Source organism: Legionella gresilensis (genome assembly GCF_900639865.1).
GTDB lineage: Bacteria > Pseudomonadota > Gammaproteobacteria > Legionellales > Legionellaceae > Legionella_C > Legionella_C gresilensis.
On the sequence record NZ_CAAAHX010000004.1, the window covers coordinates 318,053 to 338,103 of the forward strand.

The window sequence follows — 20,051 nt, forward strand, 5'->3', positions numbered from 1 at the left end:
ATGTATATTAATTATACAATATTGAAATTATCTAAGGCTTAAGGGTACGATCACAGGCTATAAAATTATGAAGCAACGTAAGATTTTAATTTTATTAGTTAGCATAAAATAAATACAATTTCATACATTCAAGAAATATTTGCTCTTAAATTCTTCGCTAAACTAAAAATAAATAAATGAGTTTGGGATAATGATGAGGTGGCGTTTAAATCAAATACGAACACTTTTAGCTATGATGTTAGAAGTTGCGACTGCAAAAGGAAGAAAAGAGTTAAGCCCTTTGTAAGTATTGAGGCAGTTATATTGTGTGTTACCTTTAAAATATCACACAATTTAAAGCCGGTTAGACCAATGGTTAGACTTAACTGATTAATTCAATTAAATTTATTTATCAAAGTAATATTCACCCATATTTTCAGTAAAAAAGTCAGGTGTTTCATAATGTTGCAGAATTGCCTTTGCCTTTTCTAATAGAGCTTGATTCTTAAATTCTTTTAATAATTTAATGTCCTTATCAATATAATCTGGTCTATCAGCGCCAATAATAACAGAGCTAATATGAGGCTCTTGATAAAGGAAGGCCAGAGCTAGGCTAGTTAGTTGATTATAATCATGCTGGGTTAATTCAAGTAAAGCGCGTATTTTTGAGCCATAGGGTAGATTAGGATCATCAATGTGTTGTTTGACATAAGGGGTTAATAAGCCAGTACCGAGGCCGCCCCTGATAATGACACCCATTCCTTTAGCATAAGCTGCATCAATATAAGGTTTATTACGCTGATTAATTAAGCTGTATTCCATCTCTATGACATCAAAGAGATTCATATCAATCGCATGTTGAGCAGCTTCCCCATTAACCGAAACGCCAATAAAGCCTAACTTTCCCATCTCTCTTAATTCTTGCAAGGCGTGCACCGCTTCGCCTTTTTTTAAGACATCGATTGCTGTTTTATTATCTAAATGTAGTAACACGATATCTAATTTATCTGTCTTTAATTTTTGTAAACTCTCATGCACATCTTTAAAGATAGCTTCTCGGCTGAAATCATAATCCGCAGCAGGCTTTGCACAATAAACCTCATCATAAGCTTTTTGCTCGCAACGCGGATCAGTGGCTTTAATATTATGTTCGCCTGGTTTAGTAATTAGAAGATAATTATAAGCTGTGCGTGGAATATAACGTCCAATACGTTCTTCACTTAAGCCATAAGAAGAAGCTGTATCAATGACATTAATATCATTGCTTAGAGCCTGTTGTAATACAGCTTGTGCTACTGATTCCGACGGGTGTAAGCTTTCTTTGCCTGCGATACCCCAGGCTCGACCTAATTCAACAGTTCCTAAGCCAATAAAAGAAACCGATCTATCTATTTTTTTGATATAGCGTTTAGGCAATTCAGATGGCCGACTAGGCTCAGCCCTTTTAGAAAAAGAATAATGTCCTATAACTAGGAGTAACAAGCTTAAGAGAGAGAGTAAAAACTTCATTGTAAATTTCCTATCCTAAAGTAACGTCTATACTAAAGAGTCGCTCCATATGCAATAAATCGTTAATTCTTATGTATTAAATACCAACTTTTGTTGCAATGGCTCATAATTAATTTTATTTAGCACTGCAGCTATTCGAAGTTTAACAACGCAGTGCTTTTCCTTGCTTAGTTCCTGTGTTTACTAGCTACTCTATTAAATTTTAATCTTTTGGTGTATAATATGTACAGTTTGATTGTTTTTTGTAAAGTAGATTGCCTTGATAATCTTAACCCCAGAACCAGATCAAAACAAGAAATCATCGATTCGCCACATTATTATTAAAGAATCTAATATAACGGTTTATTATAACGGATTCGATGAATTATTAATTATGATGGATGTTGCTGATGAATTCGAAAAGCATGATCCTGCATCGACTTTAACCTATGTAATAGAGCATGTCACTGAGGGATGGAAGATTTATCATGCAGGCATTGATGCAAATTATAGTAACGATTGGCATTACCATTTTAGGAGAAAGGATAATTAGCTCCTTACCATAGGTGTGATATTCAGTCATTGTTAGATACCTTGCAAACATATTCGCTTCTTACAGGTGGACAGTATAATAGCTTATCACAGCAAATTCTTGAAATGAGCAAAATTAATAGCCCTTCTAGTCAAGTAATTACTTCAAAATTGCGTTTTTTTACTTATCCGGAAGAGTTAACATCAGAGGAAGAAGATTCCTTGCTGATGGCTCCGACCTAGGACTTTAGGGGTTAAGTAGACTAAAAATAGAAAGCGAACTTAAAGAAATAATTCTATAGTGAGCTGGCATAATTTTATATAAAGAGACGAGTTTGATCATGTTAAATTACGCGATCGAGGCTGCTATATTTAAACTACCTATTCCTTTTTTTAATTTTACCCATAATTTTTGGATCTTAAAAAATCTCAACGAAAATAAAATTATCGCGCAATTACATGGACTTGCGATGTCAAGAACCACAGGTAGAATTGTGCCTATTGGCTATCGGCGTGATCATAGTTTACGTGCCTATTGCTTTGTGTATGATGAAAATGCTGCTAAGCAATTTGGATTAACTGTTAGCTCTTTTGCTCTACCTATCCATGCATGCAATACGGTATATGCTAAAGGAGATGCCCTTAAACGTTGGTTAAAAGCCATAGAAGCCTTAGAAGCAATCAATAACTTAAATCTTGACTATCCTCGTGGCGGATTTTGTATTCCACTATCAAAAACAATCAACAGTAATTCCATGTATCATACGTTTGGGCAGGTAATGGATGTAGAAGTGTATAATTTTGCTGGTTTTGTACAAGTTGGACTCCAAACTTCTGTATATGAACAAATTAAAAGAAGCTTCGATTTTTAGTGCCCTATCCTATATTTAATAAAGGCCGAACGTCATCGCCGGCCTTAAATGAATAAAAAACCAATATGTTTATTTTAGTAATAACCAACACTCGGTGATTAATTCTGTTTCAGCAACTTCGTGATCAAAATTGTAATAGCAAAAAATACAAGGTAGATCTGCAAGTTCTTCGCCAGAATTAGGTAGCCAATCGCGATATAAATGATAAATCGTTTTATCAATGTCATCCCGCGAGCCTTTATGAACTGCCACCGCGTAACGCCCTTGAGGTAAATATTTCTCTTTTACAATACCATCAATTTTTAACTGTTTAGGCACCGTAATACCTAGATCAAAGCGAAATTCTTGAGAAGGAGTTGTCTTTGGATCATCATAAGCGAAGCCAAAGGCCTCCCCAGGGCTAGGTTTTAAGTTTATTGGCTGAGACTTTGCCCAGTCAATTAACTGATTTACACTTTCACCAACCCCCGCAGGATCACCTCTATGTTCTAAAACAGCTAAACGGCGGTCATGCATTAATTCTTTAATAACTACATTCATTTCTTTATCTCGTTTAGGCAAACAATAGGGCAAATCCTCCCATACGTGCCAATTTGGCTCGGATCTAAATAAACTAGGTGATTTACCACAAGTTTGTTTAAAAGCTCGCGTGAAAGCTTCATGGGATTCAAAGCCGGCATTGATTGCAATATCAATAATTGTTCTATCTTTTTCATAAATTAACTGATGTGCCGCCCGTTTTAGACGTAACCAGCGTATATATTGCTGTAAAGATAGCCCAGTGTAGGCACTAAATATGCGATGAAAATGATATTTGGAGAAGCAAGCAATCTCACTTAATTGCGTTAAGGTAAGCTTATCGTCAAGATGCTTACCAATAAATTCCGTGACTTTTTGTAACTGCTGCTCGTAATTCATAATAATCTCTAAATCATAAGTCCTGCCTACCTAATCATGATATTAACTTTTTAATGGTGTCGCTTGACCAATCTTGCTAACTGTAAGCTTATATTTTCTCTAAAATCTTTAGACATATAGTGTATTATTAAAATATATTGTATAATAAATTATCTATATAATTTAAAGTTAATCATCATGAAAAGTCGATTTGGCCAGCCAGATGTGGTTTTGGACCGTGTAACGGAATGGCGAAAAGATAAAAAACATTGGGAAGATATTTTCTCTTTTAAACTAATAACAAGCTTATCAACGTTACGTAAATTAGAAGATTCGTGGGATAAGTTCCTAGAATTCACTAAATTTTTAAGTGAATTAGATGCAACTTCTCGGTTGTATGGAGGAATGCCGGGCGTTAACATAACAGAGATACAGGCAGATGCTAGGGAGTTTTTAGGTAGTGCTGAGAAATTCTTTAAGAAAAATCTTCTAGGAGCATATAGACTTTCCATGGCGGAGTTAGAAAAATGGGAAGCACAAAAGGCGCAATGGGAAAACTTTTTTACTCTTAAATCCTTGCCTGATAAAGAAACTGCAGCAAAACTTCTCTCCTCTTGGGATGACTTTATCGCTCTAACTCGGTTAATAAGTGCAAATTCTACTGGTATTTATGCAGTTCAGCATCAAGTAGAAGCTAGGGATTTTTTACAAAGAGCCGCTACTTTCTTTGATAAGGATTTTAATAATAAAGAACCTGAAAAAACGGAGTTACCTACGCAAGATGAGGTGCAAAAGCTTTCCTTAGAATTGATAAAGAAGTGGCAAGTACGAACAGATGTAAAAGAATGGAGGAAAATTTTCTCTCAAAAACGAATTCCCGACGAAGAGATATGGTTAAGGCTAACTAGCACATGGGCAGACTTAGTATTAGATTTATCAAAGATAATTCCTGAAAATTTAAAGCTCACATGCCCTGCTTTACAACAAGACGCTTTAGATTTTTTAAAAGATGCTTGTAAGTTCTTTGGCAAGGATTTTGATAAAATTGAGAATATTTTAATTGACTTACCTCCAAGTCAGTTCTTTCAAAGGACAAATATTTTAGTTGATTCACTGCAAGGTTGGCAAGATCAGGCAAAAAAATGGGAAGAAATTTTTGATTCAGATACGGTAGATAATCAAAAATGGTTAACTTTAATCAAAAGTTGGGATCAGTTTATAAAGTTAACTCAAAAGCTAAGTGATCTTCAAGAACTTAATTTAGATAAGCAAAGAACTACCTTAGTTCCATATCAGAACCGAGCTAATGAGATTTTAGAAAAAGGCAAAAAATTTTTTCACCTTGAAGAAAGTAGGCTTTTAATGGTTAGCCAGAAAGAGCGATCTTTACCTATACAACACAATTTAGAAAGAATGTCCGTAAAGCAATTAGAGGATTGGCGTACGAAAAAGGGGCTTTGGGAAGGAGTTTTTGCTCTAGGTTTCCCATCAGAAGCAACCTGGACAAGGTTAGCTAATGATTGGGAAATTTTTAAAAGCATAACTCAAAATATATATCAATTTGAGTTTGGACCTACTCCTTTAGGTACTACGAGAAGTTCCTTGCAGCAGGAAGCCACTCAATTTTTAGAAAAAGCAAATGCTTTTTTTTATGGAGGATCACAAAAATCTATTGTAACCTTACCCGCTAAAAAAGAGTTACCTCATTTTGAAAACATAAAAATATTGCATAAATGGCAAAAGCAAAAAAAAGATTGGCTGAAAATTTTTTCTTTAAGGGCATTACCATCTAAAAATGAGCTGGAAATATTATTACGTACTTGGGAAAGTTTTATAAAGGTTTCGAAACAAATAGCATCCTTATCTAATAATAATTTAGGCTTCAATACAACTCAACTTCAACAAGAAGCTAGCCAATTTTTGGACGAAGTTAGCTATTTTTTCAACGAAAAATTAGTTGAGGGAGAACCTCAAATCAATCAATTAAAAATTATTCTCAAGGAACGAGTAGATGAATTAAAAAATTGGCAAGAGCAAAAAAGACAATGGGAAGCAATTTTCTCTTCTGAATTAATATTAGATAAAAAAGAACGCTCGAGTCTAGTCCAAGCTTGGGATAGATTTTTAAAATTAACTACACAATTGGCTTCTCCTAATTTAAGTACTTCTTCTCCTTTACAAAAAGAAGCTCAAGAATTTTTGCAAAGAGCACAACATTTTTTTTCAGATAGTAAGCGAGACAACCCTTTACCTAACTCAAAAGATTTAGAAAATTCTTTACAACAATATAACTGGGGTATACAAAAGAAACAATGGGAAAATATTTTCTCTTCAGTTCGGCCGTACCCAGATGGCCGTATGTGCTATACACTGCTAGAGACTTGGGATGAATTTATTGAACGAACGCAGGAAGAAGTGCGTACTCAATCTTATAAGTCCATGGAAGCCCAGCAGTTTTTAAGCAACGCAGCTAATTTTTTTGATAGTGAGTCAGGTACAGGCGAAGAAGTTCAATTGCCTACCCAGAAAGAATTACAAGTTCAATTAGATGTAGATATAGAAATGCATAGAAGCTCTTCCCAGCACAAAACGGAAAGCAAACTAGCTCCGCTAGCTCAGGAAATTAAAGAAACATTAGCGGCAGTAGATGAGTCAACAAAAAAACAAATGGCTCCATTTAGCAGTTTAATAGCAATTCAAAAACGAATTGAAAAGGAATATCAAGAAATAGAGCAAAGAATAAAATCAGAGACTCACTTAAGATCACGATTAGAGTGCCTCACACAGGCTAATGATAGTATTAGTCAATGTATTGAACAAGCCAAACAAGATTTACGTAGAAATATCTTAAATCCGGCAATAGATAATGTTCGCAGAGGTAAAGCTAGTGAAAGTATTACCGAGCAGTGTATAGTTAAAGTTAATGACTTTATCGCTATGTATTCTAAAGAATTAGCTAAGTCAGAAGTTGATCTTAATATTTATGAGGAAAACTCTAAGCGTGTAAAAACTGAAGATACACGATTAAGCTGTATTGCCGTTAATCCAGAACAAGCTAAGCTAATAATTAATACAGCGCGCGACCAACTTGAATCTGAAATAGTACATGATCAAGCGCAGTATATAGAAAATCGTTGGCGCAGTAAGAAAGGAGCAGAAGCCCAAACTTTATCTAATAATAAAGAACGTTGCAAAAGTACTTTTATCCAAGCTTATACAAAAATACTATTACAACATGATTCGTTTTTTAATCAGATACGAGCGGTTCAAGAACGAATTACTGATGAGATAAATAGGATTGAAAGTGAGCCAAATCATAATAGAAATCATATTGCAGCGCTTAAGTTAGTTAATGATAAGATTAAATCTAGTATTAATAAGGCTATAGGACTTTGTGCAGAGGAACTTTGGAGTAACCAAGATCTCATCACTACTAGTGTTTCAAATTTGAAAATTAAAGAAAATAATAAAACAGAAGTAAGAAACATTATTAAGACGGACATACTTGCTAACAGGACGTTAGACTTTAGTTGGCGAGAAAAAATTGGGCGATTTTTTGATAACCTTGTTGCAATGATTAAACCTTCATCTAAAACTGAGTTTTCTTCAGAGGAAATTAAAAATTATAATGATACGAGAAGAAATCAAACATTTTTTGGAAAGATGACTTCAACAGAGCATAAAAATATCGAAGAAATATTCAATGATATTGATAAAATTAAGGTTGGTCCAAACATATAGTACAGGGATGTATTATACTATCAGCTAACTAATACTTTAATAGTACTTTTATAAACAAGACAGCCTTTAAGTTGCTTTTTATATAATATTTATTGCGTTATAAATAGATAATTCAAGAGCAACGTCATTGCTAATCCATCTTAAGCACAATCTATTTATTGAAAGTTATAGCTTTCAATAAAAATTAACACTTTAATAAAATTATTTATCTTGAAATAAATAAAATTTTTTAAAATATTTAAAAATATAATTAAATCAATAACTAAGGATAATCAATTATTCATAATCCTTAATGACCTAATTTCATTTTACTTTCTTTCTCTTCAGGTTCTCTTAATTTTTCTTTGTTAAAGTTGAGAAAATTTTAATAAAAATTAGAGTAGACATGAAAACTTTGATAAAAAATAAAGAAATAAATCGCTATAATAATAAGCAAAATTTAACTGACGTATTCGAAAACTTAATAATTAATAACTATTCCTCTTATTTAAAAAATGATGAAGTTAACTGGAATAATATCGCAGTTATTATTTTACAAAATTTAGAGAAAAAAGGAATTAAAGTTGCTGATAAAATAATTGAGAAAATAAATTCAAACACTTCATATAATGATTTTATTCTGCAACATGTAATTAAGCAATTATATAGTTATCCAAATTATCATTTATTTTTAGAAAAATTTGCCTTCAAACTCGGTGCAACGAAAGATCGAGTAATTTCTTTAGCTATTTTAAAAGATGCAGGGATAACCAACTTACAGGAATTAGAAAAAATATTTAAAGAATTCTTGCTTGAGCAAAAAAAGTTAGCGAAGAATGCGCCAAATTTAGTAAAAATTAGAGATGAAGATGATTTTGAACAGTTAATCAGTTTACTTACAGCCAATCCAATATATGAGAATTTTTTACAGGCATTTACTCGTCAATTGGCTATCGAATTTAATAACTATCAAAAAGAGGTAAAAGTTGTAGCGCCAGAAATTATAACTCGAGATACATTGCTACCATTTCTTCAATCTATAAGTACTGATATTACGCTGCAAATTCCAAGTGCTGATCGTTACAAAAAAGGCATGCTTTATGTAACCCTTAATTATGGTTACTTGAATTACACTATATTAAAAGATAATGGGGAACTCCTTAGAGATACTATTCGTTTTAGTGAAATCAATAATCAAATTGATGAGCAAACTACGGAGGAAGAGTTAAAACAATATTTACCCAATATTCTTAAAATCACAGCAGCAAGGGGGCATACTAATCGCTTAGCTTTAAATAATACAGCTTCATTGCGAGATAGGGCGATAGATTTTATTAAAAAAGAATTTAATCCTGAGCTTCATTCAACTAATTTACCACCTAGCTGTTTTATACAGAGAGAAGAAGCAAAACTCCTATTAAATCAGTGGCTAAATGCAGGAAATTTACCGCAAGTGATTCATCATTTAATTGATGATAGTTGCCTACGTTATATTCAGCAATTAAATCTTGTTACAGAGCAGGCCAAAAATCATAGTGAGATGAGTACCTATATTAAGGCCGAAATTGATGCTGTTAGAGATTTAATGGATAACTTTATTCACCTTGCTGCATCTATGGACAAGCAAGATGGAGCATTTGATATACAAATTTTACAATTAATAAGTCATTTAAAAAATTTAAAAAGCTTTTACGATAAAACGCCATTATTATTTCCTAATGAAGCCTTTCCTAAAACGGATGGAAATTTTAGTGAATTTGTTAAAAACATTATTTTGCATGGACATAAAGATGAACTAATTGAATTTAGTAACCAAGATGAGATTTGGTGCTTAAAGTGGGATTCCTTAATAGATGCTTTAGTTGAAAATAGCCCTGTAGTTAAAGTCTTTAATAAAAAGACATCTAAAAGTGCATCTTTGACAGATGAGTCAGGTCACCTAATTTCTGCAAAAGTTATTTTTAGAGAAGAACTCAAAATGAGCTTATTAACTCATTTAAAAGAAAATTGTTTAAGCTACCACAGACAAGCTTTACAAAATTATCAAAAAGAACAAGTAGCAAAGCCAGCTGTGCAAACAGATGTAGATGACTTCACAAAGCAATTTAGTATTCCTACTAAGCCTTTTAAATTGCCTACTATCACTTTAGACGAAGCAAGGACGGAAGCTTATCGCCAATATAGTATGCGACATATATTAACGCTTAAAAGTTTTAAAGCTTGGACTAATAAAGAAAAATACTTGCAACAGATCCACAATCGAATTTTACAGCCTAATTTTATGGAAGGCATTCTTGATGAGCAGCTTAAACATGCACAAGTTGCTCAAGAAGAGTGGCTAACGGATGTATTAGTGCCTAAATTTTCGACTGCTCTTTTTTTAAATATTGCAGCAAGATTAATTACAGATTATCGCGTTGATATTGAAGATGTTAATAAAACAGCCCAGCAGCTGTGGTATAAAATATTGTCTTCAGACATCTCAGATAAATTAATGGTAGATTGGCAAGAGATGTCAACTAAAATGGCGCCTTTAGCTGAAACGCATTTTTATGAAGATTGTCAGGAAAAAGCAAAGCAACGTATGAGCCGGCTTTATCCTGATGTTGCTGAAGATACTTCTGAATATGATTTTAAATTTAAATCTTGCTTAGAAATGGAAAAAAATAAAGTTCGCAAGCGACTAAGTAACCAAGTTATGGCAGCATTTTTGGATAAGTATTTTGACCAATTTGCCCGTCAAGAAGACTTACACAAGAAGCCGCAATTTCCAATTGGTGAAAATAAAGATTACGTTTTTATTGGCCCAGCAGCAAGTGGTAAGAGTACTATCTCTAACCAATATATTCATCAAGATCAGCGACTAGATTATGTGTCAATGGCTACTGATGATTATCGAGGTATTTATTTACCTGCTACTGATGGCTTTGAATGTCAGCAAACGGATCAAATGTTTATCCGTACTCAAGATAGCGCTTATTTAGTAAGTGAAATTGTTGAAGATAGAATGCGTTCTTTAAAAGATAAAAGACCGAATATGATAGTGGATGGTGTTACTTATAAACCAGCTCACCGAGCTTTGGTAGAAACCAATAAAAATTCGGTTATCGTTTGTGCCTGTTTAGATGATGCATCTGAAGTGGTAAACCGTTCTTATAATCGAGCTATTCAGGAGGACTCTAGTTCAGCTGATAAAGGACGCCATGTAAATACCTCGAGCTTGCTGCATATGCATAAAACAGCAAGCCTCAGCTTAATTGCATACTGTCAACCTAATTCAAACATTGATGTTTACAACACAAACATTCGTCGTGGTGAAACGCCACCTCTGATCGCAACGATAAACACTCACGGTGCAAAAAATTTAATTATCCATGAGGAAAAAGGCGCACTTTCACACTTAACCTCTTTCTTTAATAAAAAACGGTTGAATGTAAGCGCACGCAACGCTAGTGGTTTATTTATCGCACAGCTGCAAAAACCGCAATTTCAAATTGAATCTCTATTCGCTGTGTTAAATTATGACTTTAATATAGTTCTTCAAGATAAGGATGGAAGTGCCTATTTAACGTTTAGAAAAAGTGGCAACGATAGTATTGAAATGACTATTCTTAACCCTGCACCAATTAAAGAGAAGTTATCACACCCAGGCAGTGAAAGTGAGCTGTTAAAGATGATGTTGCTTTATGGGCAGTATGGTTGCTTAAAGGAAGTTCGCAAACAATGCTTAATTCAAGAGCCGGATAGACTTGTAGAAGATATCCTAAGTAAAGCTATCACAGCAACTCAACCGATAGATATATCAAATCAAATGATATAACGCAATGATTAAGATGGGCCACAAAGTAGGCCCATCTTTTTTAAATTACTTTATAGCTTAAGTTAGGTCTAAATATTTTGCCTAGCTTAGTTGTGGCCTCTGCTTCAGCTGTCTGAGAATTATTTTGGTTTTAATTTGATAATGAGTAAAATAATCTTTAGAAGTACTACAGAAAAGTAGATTAACTTATTTTTTACTAAACAAATTATTTACACTAATTTTAAGAAAAAGTATGAGCAACATTGTAGAGGTAGTGGCTTATGAAAATAATTGGCCCGAGCTTTTTTTAGCAGAAGCAAGCTTAATTAAAGAAGCCTTAGGTGCTAATTGCATTACAATCTACCATATTGGTTCGACGGCTGTTCCAGGCCTAAGCGCTAAGCCTATCATTGATATTTTACCCGTTGTAAAAGATATTTCATTAGTAGGGAATGCTGTCAGTCAAATGGTAGCTATCGGCTACTGCTATCGTGGTGAATATGGTATTCCTTTTCGGCGTTACTTTCAGAAGTTCCAAGGTGATAAGCGCACCCATCATGTTCATATATTTGAAGTGGGCAATTCCGAGATTGATAGGCATCTGAAATTTCGCGACTGGATGTGCGCGCATGCTGATGATAGAGAGGCTTACGCTCAACTTAAAAAAGAGTTAGCGTTAAAATACCCTGATGATATTTTAAATTATTGTGAAGGTAAAGAGGCCTTTATCGCAACTATTGATAATAAAAGCGGTTTTACAGGTTTAAGAATGGTCCAAGCTTTAACCAAGCGAGAGTGGGAAGCAGTAAAAAACCTGCGTCAAAAATTTTTTGATAAAGGTACCATGAATGACCTTTATCATTGGACTTTTAAAGATTCTTCCCATAAGCATCTTATCTTATATAAAGAGTCGACAATCATTGGCTATGCACATATTCAATTATGCTCTAACAATAAAGCTATATTAAGAATAATAGTTATTGAGGAGCGGTATCGTAATTTAGGTTTCGGCAGTCTTTTTCTTAAATATTGTGAGAAGTGGTTGGCTGAGCAAAATATAAAGGAAGTTTTAGTCCCGTCATCTCGTGAAGCGTATCACTTATATAGGAAAAATAATTACGTGAAGATGTCTTTCAATGATCCTCAAAACTATCCCCATAACCCACACGACATTAAAGTTGGGAAAATTCTTAGGCAACGTTTAATCGACCAATAAAATTTATCAGATTTATGTGTCTTTGATGATAAAGAGTGAAAGAATAAAGAACAATTTTAAACTCTAAGCTCAAATAGTTTCTCCCTTAAATTTGGTGCTCATTTGCAATCATCTATCTTTGATTAATAAACAAAATACTGGATATTTTGCTTTTTGAATTAGCATCATGTTTTTTTACTAACAAGTATTGCTGTCAAACCTAATAACGGATAAAGTCAGTAGGGCAAATATCTTTTCAAAATCTTAATTTGTGACTGGTTTAATCAGGAGTACTTAATGAATAAGCTTAACAAAATAGGCTCATATGTAGAGCAAAAAGAGAAATTTATTGATAATGTACATCGTATCTTTAATAGGACTCCAGATGAAAAAGAACGTAGCATTCGAATAACAGCATTTAATACATTATTATTGTATGCAACTTATGCTACAGCGCAGGAATTAGACATCGAACTTGAAAGATGTTTTCCTGCAAACGATAATGAAAGCCAAAATACAATTAATTATATACGTGAGCAGCTAAGGGATTTAAATTGTCTATGTGTCGGAGCTTTAGGTAATACTGATAATACAAATCAACAAAGTAGTAGAGTAGCGAATGGCTTTTTCAGAGCTGAGCCAAATTTTAATAAAGAATTAAGTAAGGCATTAGTGGAAATGGTAATTAAAACTACAAAAGAGGCTCCGGAGGAAACATTTCAATCCAATGTCGCACCTTAAATAAATTTATTTAAGCTTTGAATATAAAATAGAGTGCAGCGCTCTTTAAAAGCTAATTATAATTTTAAGTTTTAGAAAAAAAATTAAGAAAAACTCGAATTTTAGGTAATTCGTAGTTGTAAGCGCGATAAAATATAAAAATTTCATACTGTCTAAATTGATATTGAGGTAATACTTGAATCAAATCTCCGCTTTCAAGCCAATGCTTAACTAAGGTATCGCCAGTTAAAAACAAACCGATACCAGCTAAGCAAGCTTGATTAAGCGCATCAAAATTATTCATATATAAAATTGGATTAGCACAAGGCAATTGATTTCCATTAGCAAGAGGCAAAAAATTTGCTGGTTTACGTAGTGTATGGGAAATGATTTTATAGTGTAGTAACTCATTAGCCGTCTCCGGCTTCCCATAGTAGGCAATGAATTCTTTTGAGCCGCAAAGAATATTGTTAGTTTGAAATAATTTTTTATATTTTAGGGCTTCAGTGACCGGTGGAATAACTGGAAAGCCAACCATAATATCAATATCATCTCTCGCTAAATCAGCATCTTCTTCAGAAAAAATAATTTCTAAATTTATTTTAGGATAATGATTCATAAAACTATGAAGATGCTTAAGTATCCAATCTTTAGATGTAATGGTAGAAACAAGAATTTTCAATTCACCTTGCGGTATTTCTTTACTTGATTCAACAAAGTGCTCAATAGACTCTATTTCATTTGCTATGAGTTTACAGCGTTGATAAAACAAAATACCAAATTCTGTTAATTTAACTTGACGTGTAGAGCGTTGGAATAACTGTTCTCTTAAGTTTTGTTCTAAGTTTTTTATTTGCTTGCTTATGGCAGTAGTCGTTAAATGTAAGTTATGTGCCGCTAAAGTAAAATTGCCTAACTCTGCAACCTTTAAAAAACATTTAATCTGATTATGGTTATAAAATCCCATGATTTACCTAAGATATTATCAACTTTTAGTTGATAATAGGTGAAAAAACAATCAATTTACAACCTTTTTCGTATCAAGGTATAATTAGATTTATTTAAACGAGGTATTTCTAATTATGAAAGTACAAACGGTAACTTATGCATTTCATCATATAGGCATACCAACAACAACTATACAACCTAATGAGCGATACAGCTCAACCTTTAAAATGTATACCAGTGGCGGTCAGGAAAATGAATTTCGTATCCAATATCATCGCTTTGAATCAGATTCGCCCTTGCACGCGTTAATAAGATCAAAGCCACATATTGCGTTTAAAGTAGACGATCTTATAAAAGCCATTGTTGGTAAAGAGGTCATACTTGGCCCTTATGAACCATTTTCTGGCTTTAAAGTTGCTATTATTAACGAATGCGGTATGCCTATTGAGCTCATCGAAACGCGCTTAAGCGAAGAAGAAATATGGCACGATGAGCATAAAGATTCAGTTATTTACCCCAAGGAAGATTAATAATTTCCTATTTTAAGGTTGTACTGAGGTAAGTTCCTTTGATTGGTTATCAAGGGGATAAATATGTTTACTTTCAAGAAACTTTTTAGTAATTTCAGCTATTTCTTTCGGATTCAAAGTCGAGGCATTAATCCTTAAAGCATTAGTTGTTTCTGATAATATTTTATTTGCCATGGGGCGAGTATTGTTAAAATAATCTTCAATTCTGTAATTGATAACATCGACCTTATCATCTTTACGGCCCCGGCTTAATAAACGACTACGCATAATATCCTTAGAGACTGCTAAGTCTATGACAGCAGCAGGTGAGCCATAGTAATTCTTAAAAAGATGCCATTGCATTAACGTTCTCGGAAATCCATCAAGTAAAACAGGCTTTGTTTGTTTAAATGCATCAGCTTGGTTCATTACTTCGATAACTTCTTGATCGTTTAAAAGCTTACCTTGTTCTATACGCTGTTTAAATAATTGAGCCTTGGGGTGCTTTGGATTATTAATAATAGTTCTTAATGATTCACCTATAGAAAAGTGATTAGTGTTGGGTAGCTGCTTAGCTAATACTCCTTTACCGCTGCCTGGACCACCCATCAATAAAATAATCTTGGGCAAAGTCGATGTTGAAGAACTTCCTAAAAATTTATTAAAAAATAATACGCTGTTTATCATTTTTATTCTTTTAATTTAATGATTATATTAACTAAATAATTACTATAAATTGAATTCAATTAATAATATATGAATCTATTTAAAGCATGCTGAATTATAGTAATTCTAAAAATCACCTATAGTCAAATAAGTTCTTAAGGTATTTACACTTCCTCAGCTGGTTGCATGATACTTTCTAATAAAGCGTGTTTATTGGAAAAATCAATATGATGAATAGTGCGAGTTATAAATTGATTTTCACAAAATACGCGCCAATGAATACGGCAAGCTTGATGATTATTCTCAATGATATAATAACTATTTAATCCGTCTTTACTTCGCTCACACATCATTGAGCCGGCATGTAGTACAAGACAGGAATAATTATCATTTTTTTCGATTAAGCCTAAATGAGCATAATGTAAGTGACCAGTACATACAATGTCGACGGTACTTTGTTTTAAATAATGCAAAAACTCTTGATCATTTTCCAAAGGTTTATGCAATCCCTCAAGATAATCAAAATTATGATGGAAAAATAATATATTTAATTTGGTATCTTGGATATCGAAATAACGCGTAATTGTCGCTAAATTTTTATGTGAAAGCTGTCCATCTTTTACTTGATATGGGTTAACACTGTTAATACCTAAAATACGTACTTCTTCATTACTATAAGTGATAGTTAAATCATTCGTGACATACTGTTTATAATTTTGGAAAGGAAAAAATAGTCGCGCTATTGGATTATGAAGAGGAATATCATGGTTCCCTGGTACAGTCAGCACTAAAGCGGATAATCGATTAATAAAATCTTTAAATTGTTCAAATTGCCAAGCCTTAGCACGCTGGGTTAAATCACCTGAAATGATGACAGCATCTGGCTTATGCTCTGCTATGTCATTCATAAAAGCGTTTAAGATTTGCTTATTATGCATACCAAAATGTAGATCAGAGATATGAGCTATTTTCATAATTTTTAGTTAATAAAATAAGAGATTTAGGGAGACTTCTATACGTTAAGGGCGTTGTAACAGTGAGCGTATCACCATCAAGAGAAATGTTTATCTTTTCTTTGTAATGCACCGTTACTTCAACTGGATATTGCGTTTGCTTAATTTCAAAATTGTGCTTTTTTGTAAATAAAACACGTAGAATTTCAAACAAACGTAGTTTGCCGTGCTTAAAATAATAAATGCCTAATTTCGCATCGTTAAAGCTATCGCGAACATAACTTAAAGGAAATTCATAAGAGTAAAGATTATTACTAATCATAAAAAAGGATGATTTAAGTAGGATATTAAAGTCATTGCATTTTATGAGAAGGGAGTAGCTTCTATGATAAAAGAGCGCTTTAATGAAGCTGGGTATATAGCTTATCCACTTGTTATAAAATTTCGTGTAATAATCTCGCTTTTCAGCAAGTTTTGGATAAAAACCGATTGAAGAGTTGTTAATAAAAACATTGCCATTCACTTCGGCGCAATCGATAAGGCTAGTTGAGTGCTTTTGTATAGCATCTATTAATTCATCTACTGTAGAAGGTAGGTCTAACTCTTTAGCAAAATGATTTAGCGTACCTAAAGGTAAAACACCAAGTATTGTTTTAGTATTTGCACACCATTGCGCTGCACTACGAATTGTGCCATCTCCTCCACCTACTAATAAAATAGGGTGATTTAATTGGCACTGTTTTATAGTTTCTTCTAAATTTGCAGGATGAGTTTTATAAAGTTGATAAGCAACATTTTGCTTAGTTAGTCCTTCTAGATAAGGAGTAAGTTGATTTGCATTTTTTGCCTTACTATTGACTATAACAGCAATATCAACCATAAAAATCTCCGAGAAAATGAAACAAGCTAGGCTAAAAAAATGAATTTTTCTTTCTATAAATAATACTATTGTATTTATAAGTCACTCTACAAGATAATTTTCAAAGCGTTGATATCCTGATAATATAATGCAAAAACTTTCTTAGAAAAACTATGCCTTCCTTTGATATTGTTTCAGAAATTAATACAGTTGAGTTACGCCATGCTGTTGAGAATACTAGCCGTGAAATAGCAACCCGCTTTGATTTTCGCGGTGTACAATCCAGTGTTGAACTCAATGATTTAACGGTAACTCTAAAATCTGAATCAGATTTTCAGGTTCGTCAATTAGAAGATATGTTTCGTAATCACTGCACCAAGCGTAATGTCAGCGCAGCAGGTACAGAAATAGAAGACGAGCCTATTCATAGTGGTAAAACATATTCTTTAAATATGAAATTTAAGCAAGGGATAGATCAACCTACTGCGAAAGAAATTATAAAATTAATTAAAGACCATAAACTGAAAGTACAAACCTCTATTCAGGGTGATAAAATACGCGTAACAGGTAAAAAGCGTGATGATTTGCAAGAAACAATTGCACTACTTAAAAAATCAGATATTAAAATACCGTTACAGTATGAAAATTTTAGGGATTAGAATACTTTCGTGGAATAAAATCGTTTTGAAAAAGATTGGTAATTTATTATCCTTGCAGATAGTGAAATGGGTATGAGCCTTTTAGAGGCACTTTAGTGAAGAGGTAGTTTAATGAAAGCAACGCGATTAAAAATTCCAGATGTAATCTTATTGCAGCCTAAAGTATTTGAAGATGCTCGCGGATTTTTCTTTGAAAGTTTTAACCAGGCTCATTTTGAAGAAATCATTGGGCGTTCAGTCCGTTTTGTTCAGGATAATCATTCACGTTCTGGAAAAAATGTTTTACGTGGCCTTCATTATCAGATTAAACAAGCACAAGGTAAATTAGTTCGGGTGACTTCCGGCGCTATCTTTGATGTAGCTGTCGATATTCGAGCTTCTTCATCAACATTTGGCCAGTGGGTAAGTGAAATACTTTCTGCAGAAAATAAAAAACAACTTTGGGTGCCTGAGGGTTTTGCACATGGTTTCGTTGTTTTATCAGAAACTGCTGAGGTACTTTATAAAACAACCGATTATTGGGCACCTGAACATGAACGTTGTATCAAATGGGATGACGTTGATCTAGCTATTGATTGGCCCACTGATGAGCAACCACAAATTTCACAAAAAGACGGGCAGGGTTTACCATTGTGTAAAGCAGAGTTATTTGAATAATAGGCAAACTAAATAATTAAAAGCCACTTAATATAAGTTAGGAAATAGTTATTTAAATAGGTAAAAGATAACTTATTTTCTATATTTTTCGATTGATCATTTTTATTAAGGAAGATTATGGTATTTAGCTCGCCTGTTTTTCTTTTCTTATTTTTACCCTTATTGCTCAGCTTATACTATTTATTACATCCGCGTTACAGAAACATTATTCTCCTTTTAGGAAGCTTGTTTTTTTATGCTTGGGGTGAACCCTTATATGTTTTGCTGATGATAAGTTCTATTTTATTTAACTGGGCAATTGGACTAGGTATTGCAACTATTTCGGATAAGAAAGGGAAATTTCTAATATTAGGATTTGGCGTTAGTGTTAATTTAATTACGTTAGCTTATTATAAATATGCTGCTTTTTTAATATCGAGTTTTAATATAGTTTTATTTAAAGTACTCCATTTTAACTTAGATGTTCATAATGTTATTTTACCTGTAGGTATATCCTTTTTCACTTTTCATGCCATATCTTATATTGTTGATGTTTATAGAGGTCAAGGCTATGTATTACGAAACCCGCTCAATATGGGCCTTTATATTTCTTTCTTTCCTCAACTTGTTGCTGGCCCTATCATACGTTATCACGATATTGCTAAACAATTATTAAATCGAACGAATTCAATAGCGAGGTTTTCATCAGGAATAGAGCGCTTTGTATTTGGATTAGGTAAAAAAATTCTTATTGCTAATACTTTAGGTCAGATTGCTGATCAGGCATTTAATACACCTAATTCTTCTTTATCTACTTCTATAGCTTGGTTTGGGCTTATTTGCTATACATTACAAATTTACTTTGATTTTTCAGGTTATTCTGACATGGCTGTTGGTCTGGCACGTTTATTTGGTTTTGAGTTGACCGAAAATTTCAATTATCCCTATATTTCACGATCGGTACGAGAGTTTTGGCGCAGATGGCACTTATCGTTGTCAACTTGGTTTAGAGACTATTTATATATTCCTTTAGGTGGAAATAGAGGATCTTGGTGGCGGGTACGGTTTAATCTATTTACTGTTTTTTTTCTTTGTGGATTATGGCATGGAGCAAGCTGGAATTTTGTAATTTGGGGTATGTTTCATGGTATTCTTTTGGTGATTGAACGAGGTGGTTTTGGGAAAAAAATTGATAACGCGCCAGCCTATATGGGGCATATTTATACCTTACTTATGGTCATGATTGGCTGGGTTTTCTTTAGAGCTGACACCTTAATTTATGCTTTAGTGTACCTTAAAACTATGTTTCTAGGGGGGCATGGGCATGGTTTTACACCAGAAATGGCTATCTATTTAAATAGCTATACATTTTTTATCCTTATTGTTGCGATCATCACATCTTGCCCAATTTTAACCTTTCTGGCACGTGACTGGCGTAATCGGTTATTCCCTGCGCATGTGCAAAAGGGTTATATAAAATTTGTAGAGGGCCTACAGCTATCTGATGCCAGCTTGTCTTTGATGGCTACACGTTTCGCAGTAACATCATTTATTCTAATTGGTAGTGTCTCTAAGTTAGCTACTACAACCTATAACCCGTTTATTTATTTTAGGTTTTGA

General features: G+C 33.3%; 16 protein-coding genes. 10 read left to right on the forward strand and 6 right to left on the reverse strand.

Features of this window, described 5'->3' with window-relative positions:
- Positions 1-384 precede the first annotated feature (384 nt).
- Entirely contained in the window at positions 385-1,488 is a 1,104-nt protein-coding gene (locus E1P04_RS06775) for an aldo/keto reductase (RefSeq protein ID WP_131782155.1), read from the reverse strand.
- A 259-nt stretch (positions 1,489-1,747) separates the two neighbouring features.
- Here E1P04_RS06775 and E1P04_RS06780 point away from each other — a divergent pair, with 259 nt between their 5' ends.
- Together E1P04_RS06780 and E1P04_RS06790 are read left to right on the forward strand one after the other, a co-directional pair.
- On the forward strand, positions 1,748-2,020 hold the full coding sequence (locus E1P04_RS06780) for a hypothetical protein (RefSeq protein WP_131782156.1): 273 nt from the start codon (positions 1,748-1,750) through the stop codon (positions 2,018-2,020).
- Positions 2,021-2,339: 319 nt separating this feature from the next.
- A complete protein-coding gene (locus E1P04_RS06790; RefSeq protein ID WP_131782158.1) occupies positions 2,340-2,870 on the forward strand; it encodes a hypothetical protein in 531 nt (176 codons plus the stop codon).
- A gap of 69 nt (positions 2,871-2,939) precedes the next feature.
- Here E1P04_RS06790 and E1P04_RS06795 read toward each other — a convergent pair whose 3' ends face one another.
- A complete protein-coding gene (locus E1P04_RS06795) occupies positions 2,940-3,788 on the reverse strand; it encodes an AraC family transcriptional regulator (protein WP_131782159.1) in 849 nt (282 codons plus the stop codon).
- A gap of 177 nt (positions 3,789-3,965) precedes the next feature.
- Here E1P04_RS06795 and E1P04_RS06800 point away from each other — a divergent pair, with 177 nt between their 5' ends.
- The 4 genes from E1P04_RS06800 (at position 3,966) to E1P04_RS06815 (ending at position 13,222) form a co-directional block, all read left to right on the forward strand.
- Positions 3,966-7,508: a hypothetical protein gene (locus E1P04_RS06800; RefSeq protein ID WP_131782160.1), complete on the forward strand. Its 3,543-nt coding sequence runs from the start codon at positions 3,966-3,968 to the stop codon at positions 7,506-7,508.
- 385 nt (positions 7,509-7,893) lie between these two features.
- Complete coding sequence (locus E1P04_RS06805) at positions 7,894-11,307, forward strand: hypothetical protein (protein ID WP_131782161.1); 3,414 nt, start codon at positions 7,894-7,896, stop codon at positions 11,305-11,307.
- Between the two features lie 232 nt (positions 11,308-11,539).
- On the forward strand, positions 11,540-12,502 hold the full coding sequence (locus E1P04_RS06810) for a bifunctional GrpB family protein/GNAT family N-acetyltransferase (protein WP_131782162.1): 963 nt from the start codon (positions 11,540-11,542) through the stop codon (positions 12,500-12,502).
- Between the two features lie 276 nt (positions 12,503-12,778).
- Complete coding sequence (locus E1P04_RS06815) at positions 12,779-13,222, forward strand: hypothetical protein (RefSeq protein WP_131782163.1); 444 nt, start codon at positions 12,779-12,781, stop codon at positions 13,220-13,222.
- A gap of 64 nt (positions 13,223-13,286) precedes the next feature.
- Here the strand turns inward: E1P04_RS06815 and E1P04_RS06820 are convergent, their stop codons facing one another.
- Positions 13,287-14,168, reverse strand: coding sequence for a LysR family transcriptional regulator (locus E1P04_RS06820; protein ID WP_131782164.1), 882 nt, complete (start codon positions 14,166-14,168; stop codon positions 13,287-13,289).
- Positions 14,169-14,283: 115 nt separating this feature from the next.
- Between E1P04_RS06820 and E1P04_RS06825 the strand changes: the two genes are divergently transcribed.
- Positions 14,284-14,679, forward strand: coding sequence for a hypothetical protein (locus E1P04_RS06825; protein WP_131782165.1), 396 nt, complete (start codon positions 14,284-14,286; stop codon positions 14,677-14,679).
- Between the two features lie 12 nt (positions 14,680-14,691).
- On the opposite strand, the gene E1P04_RS06830 is transcribed toward E1P04_RS06825, so the two are convergent.
- The 3 genes from E1P04_RS06830 to E1P04_RS06840 all read right to left on the reverse strand — a co-directional run bounded on the left by E1P04_RS06830 (position 14,692) and on the right by E1P04_RS06840 (position 17,157).
- Positions 14,692-15,345: a nucleoside monophosphate kinase gene (locus E1P04_RS06830; RefSeq protein ID WP_131782166.1), complete on the reverse strand. Its 654-nt coding sequence runs from the start codon at positions 15,343-15,345 to the stop codon at positions 14,692-14,694.
- A gap of 143 nt (positions 15,346-15,488) precedes the next feature.
- Complete coding sequence (locus tag E1P04_RS06835; protein WP_131782167.1) at positions 15,489-16,298, reverse strand: metallophosphoesterase family protein; 810 nt, start codon at positions 16,296-16,298, stop codon at positions 15,489-15,491.
- Positions 16,276-17,157: a diacylglycerol/lipid kinase family protein gene (locus E1P04_RS06840; protein WP_131782168.1), complete on the reverse strand. Its 882-nt coding sequence runs from the start codon at positions 17,155-17,157 to the stop codon at positions 16,276-16,278. The genes E1P04_RS06835 and E1P04_RS06840 overlap by 23 nt, the downstream gene beginning before the upstream one ends.
- Positions 17,158-17,309: 152 nt before the next feature.
- On the opposite strand from E1P04_RS06840, the gene E1P04_RS06845 reads away from it, so the two are divergent.
- From E1P04_RS06845 to E1P04_RS06855, 3 genes are all read left to right on the forward strand, one after another.
- Positions 17,310-17,795, forward strand: a complete 486-nt coding sequence (locus E1P04_RS06845) for a YajQ family cyclic di-GMP-binding protein (RefSeq protein WP_131782169.1) — start codon at positions 17,310-17,312, stop codon at positions 17,793-17,795.
- A gap of 111 nt (positions 17,796-17,906) precedes the next feature.
- Positions 17,907-18,452 (forward strand): dTDP-4-dehydrorhamnose 3,5-epimerase, encoded by a 546-nt coding sequence (gene rfbC, locus E1P04_RS06850; protein ID WP_131782170.1) that lies wholly within the window; start codon positions 17,907-17,909, stop codon positions 18,450-18,452.
- A 117-nt stretch (positions 18,453-18,569) separates the two neighbouring features.
- On the forward strand, positions 18,570-20,051 hold the full coding sequence (locus E1P04_RS06855) for an MBOAT family O-acyltransferase (protein WP_131782171.1): 1,482 nt from the start codon (positions 18,570-18,572) through the stop codon (positions 20,049-20,051).

Bases quoted from the DNA above. Each gene is read 5' to 3' on its own strand.
- E1P04_RS06790 (WP_131782158.1), top strand. From the start codon at position 2,340: ATGTTAAATTACGCGATCGAGGCTGCTATATTTAAACTACCTATTCCT.
- E1P04_RS06845 (WP_131782169.1), top strand. From the start codon at position 17,310: ATGCCTTCCTTTGATATTGTTTCAGAAATTAATACAGTTGAGTTACGC.
- E1P04_RS06775 (WP_131782155.1), bottom strand. From the start codon at position 1,488: ATGAAGTTTTTACTCTCTCTCTTAAGCTTGTTACTCCTAGTTATAGGA.
- E1P04_RS06820 (WP_131782164.1), bottom strand. From the start codon at position 14,168: ATGGGATTTTATAACCATAATCAGATTAAATGTTTTTTAAAGGTTGCA.
- E1P04_RS06795 (WP_131782159.1), bottom strand. From the start codon at position 3,788: ATGAATTACGAGCAGCAGTTACAAAAAGTCACGGAATTTATTGGTAAG.
- rfbC (WP_131782170.1), top strand. From the start codon at position 17,907: ATGAAAGCAACGCGATTAAAAATTCCAGATGTAATCTTATTGCAGCCT.
- E1P04_RS06815 (WP_131782163.1), top strand. From the start codon at position 12,779: ATGAATAAGCTTAACAAAATAGGCTCATATGTAGAGCAAAAAGAGAAA.
- E1P04_RS06830 (WP_131782166.1), bottom strand. From the start codon at position 15,345: ATGATAAACAGCGTATTATTTTTTAATAAATTTTTAGGAAGTTCTTCA.
- E1P04_RS06810 (WP_131782162.1), top strand. From the start codon at position 11,540: ATGAGCAACATTGTAGAGGTAGTGGCTTATGAAAATAATTGGCCCGAG.
- E1P04_RS06855 (WP_131782171.1), top strand. From the start codon at position 18,570: ATGGTATTTAGCTCGCCTGTTTTTCTTTTCTTATTTTTACCCTTATTG.
- E1P04_RS06825 (WP_131782165.1), top strand. From the start codon at position 14,284: ATGAAAGTACAAACGGTAACTTATGCATTTCATCATATAGGCATACCA.
- E1P04_RS06805 (WP_131782161.1), top strand. From the start codon at position 7,894: ATGAAAACTTTGATAAAAAATAAAGAAATAAATCGCTATAATAATAAG.
- E1P04_RS06800 (WP_131782160.1), top strand. From the start codon at position 3,966: ATGAAAAGTCGATTTGGCCAGCCAGATGTGGTTTTGGACCGTGTAACG.
- E1P04_RS06835 (WP_131782167.1), bottom strand. From the start codon at position 16,298: ATGAAAATAGCTCATATCTCTGATCTACATTTTGGTATGCATAATAAG.
- E1P04_RS06840 (WP_131782168.1), bottom strand. From the start codon at position 17,157: ATGGTTGATATTGCTGTTATAGTCAATAGTAAGGCAAAAAATGCAAAT.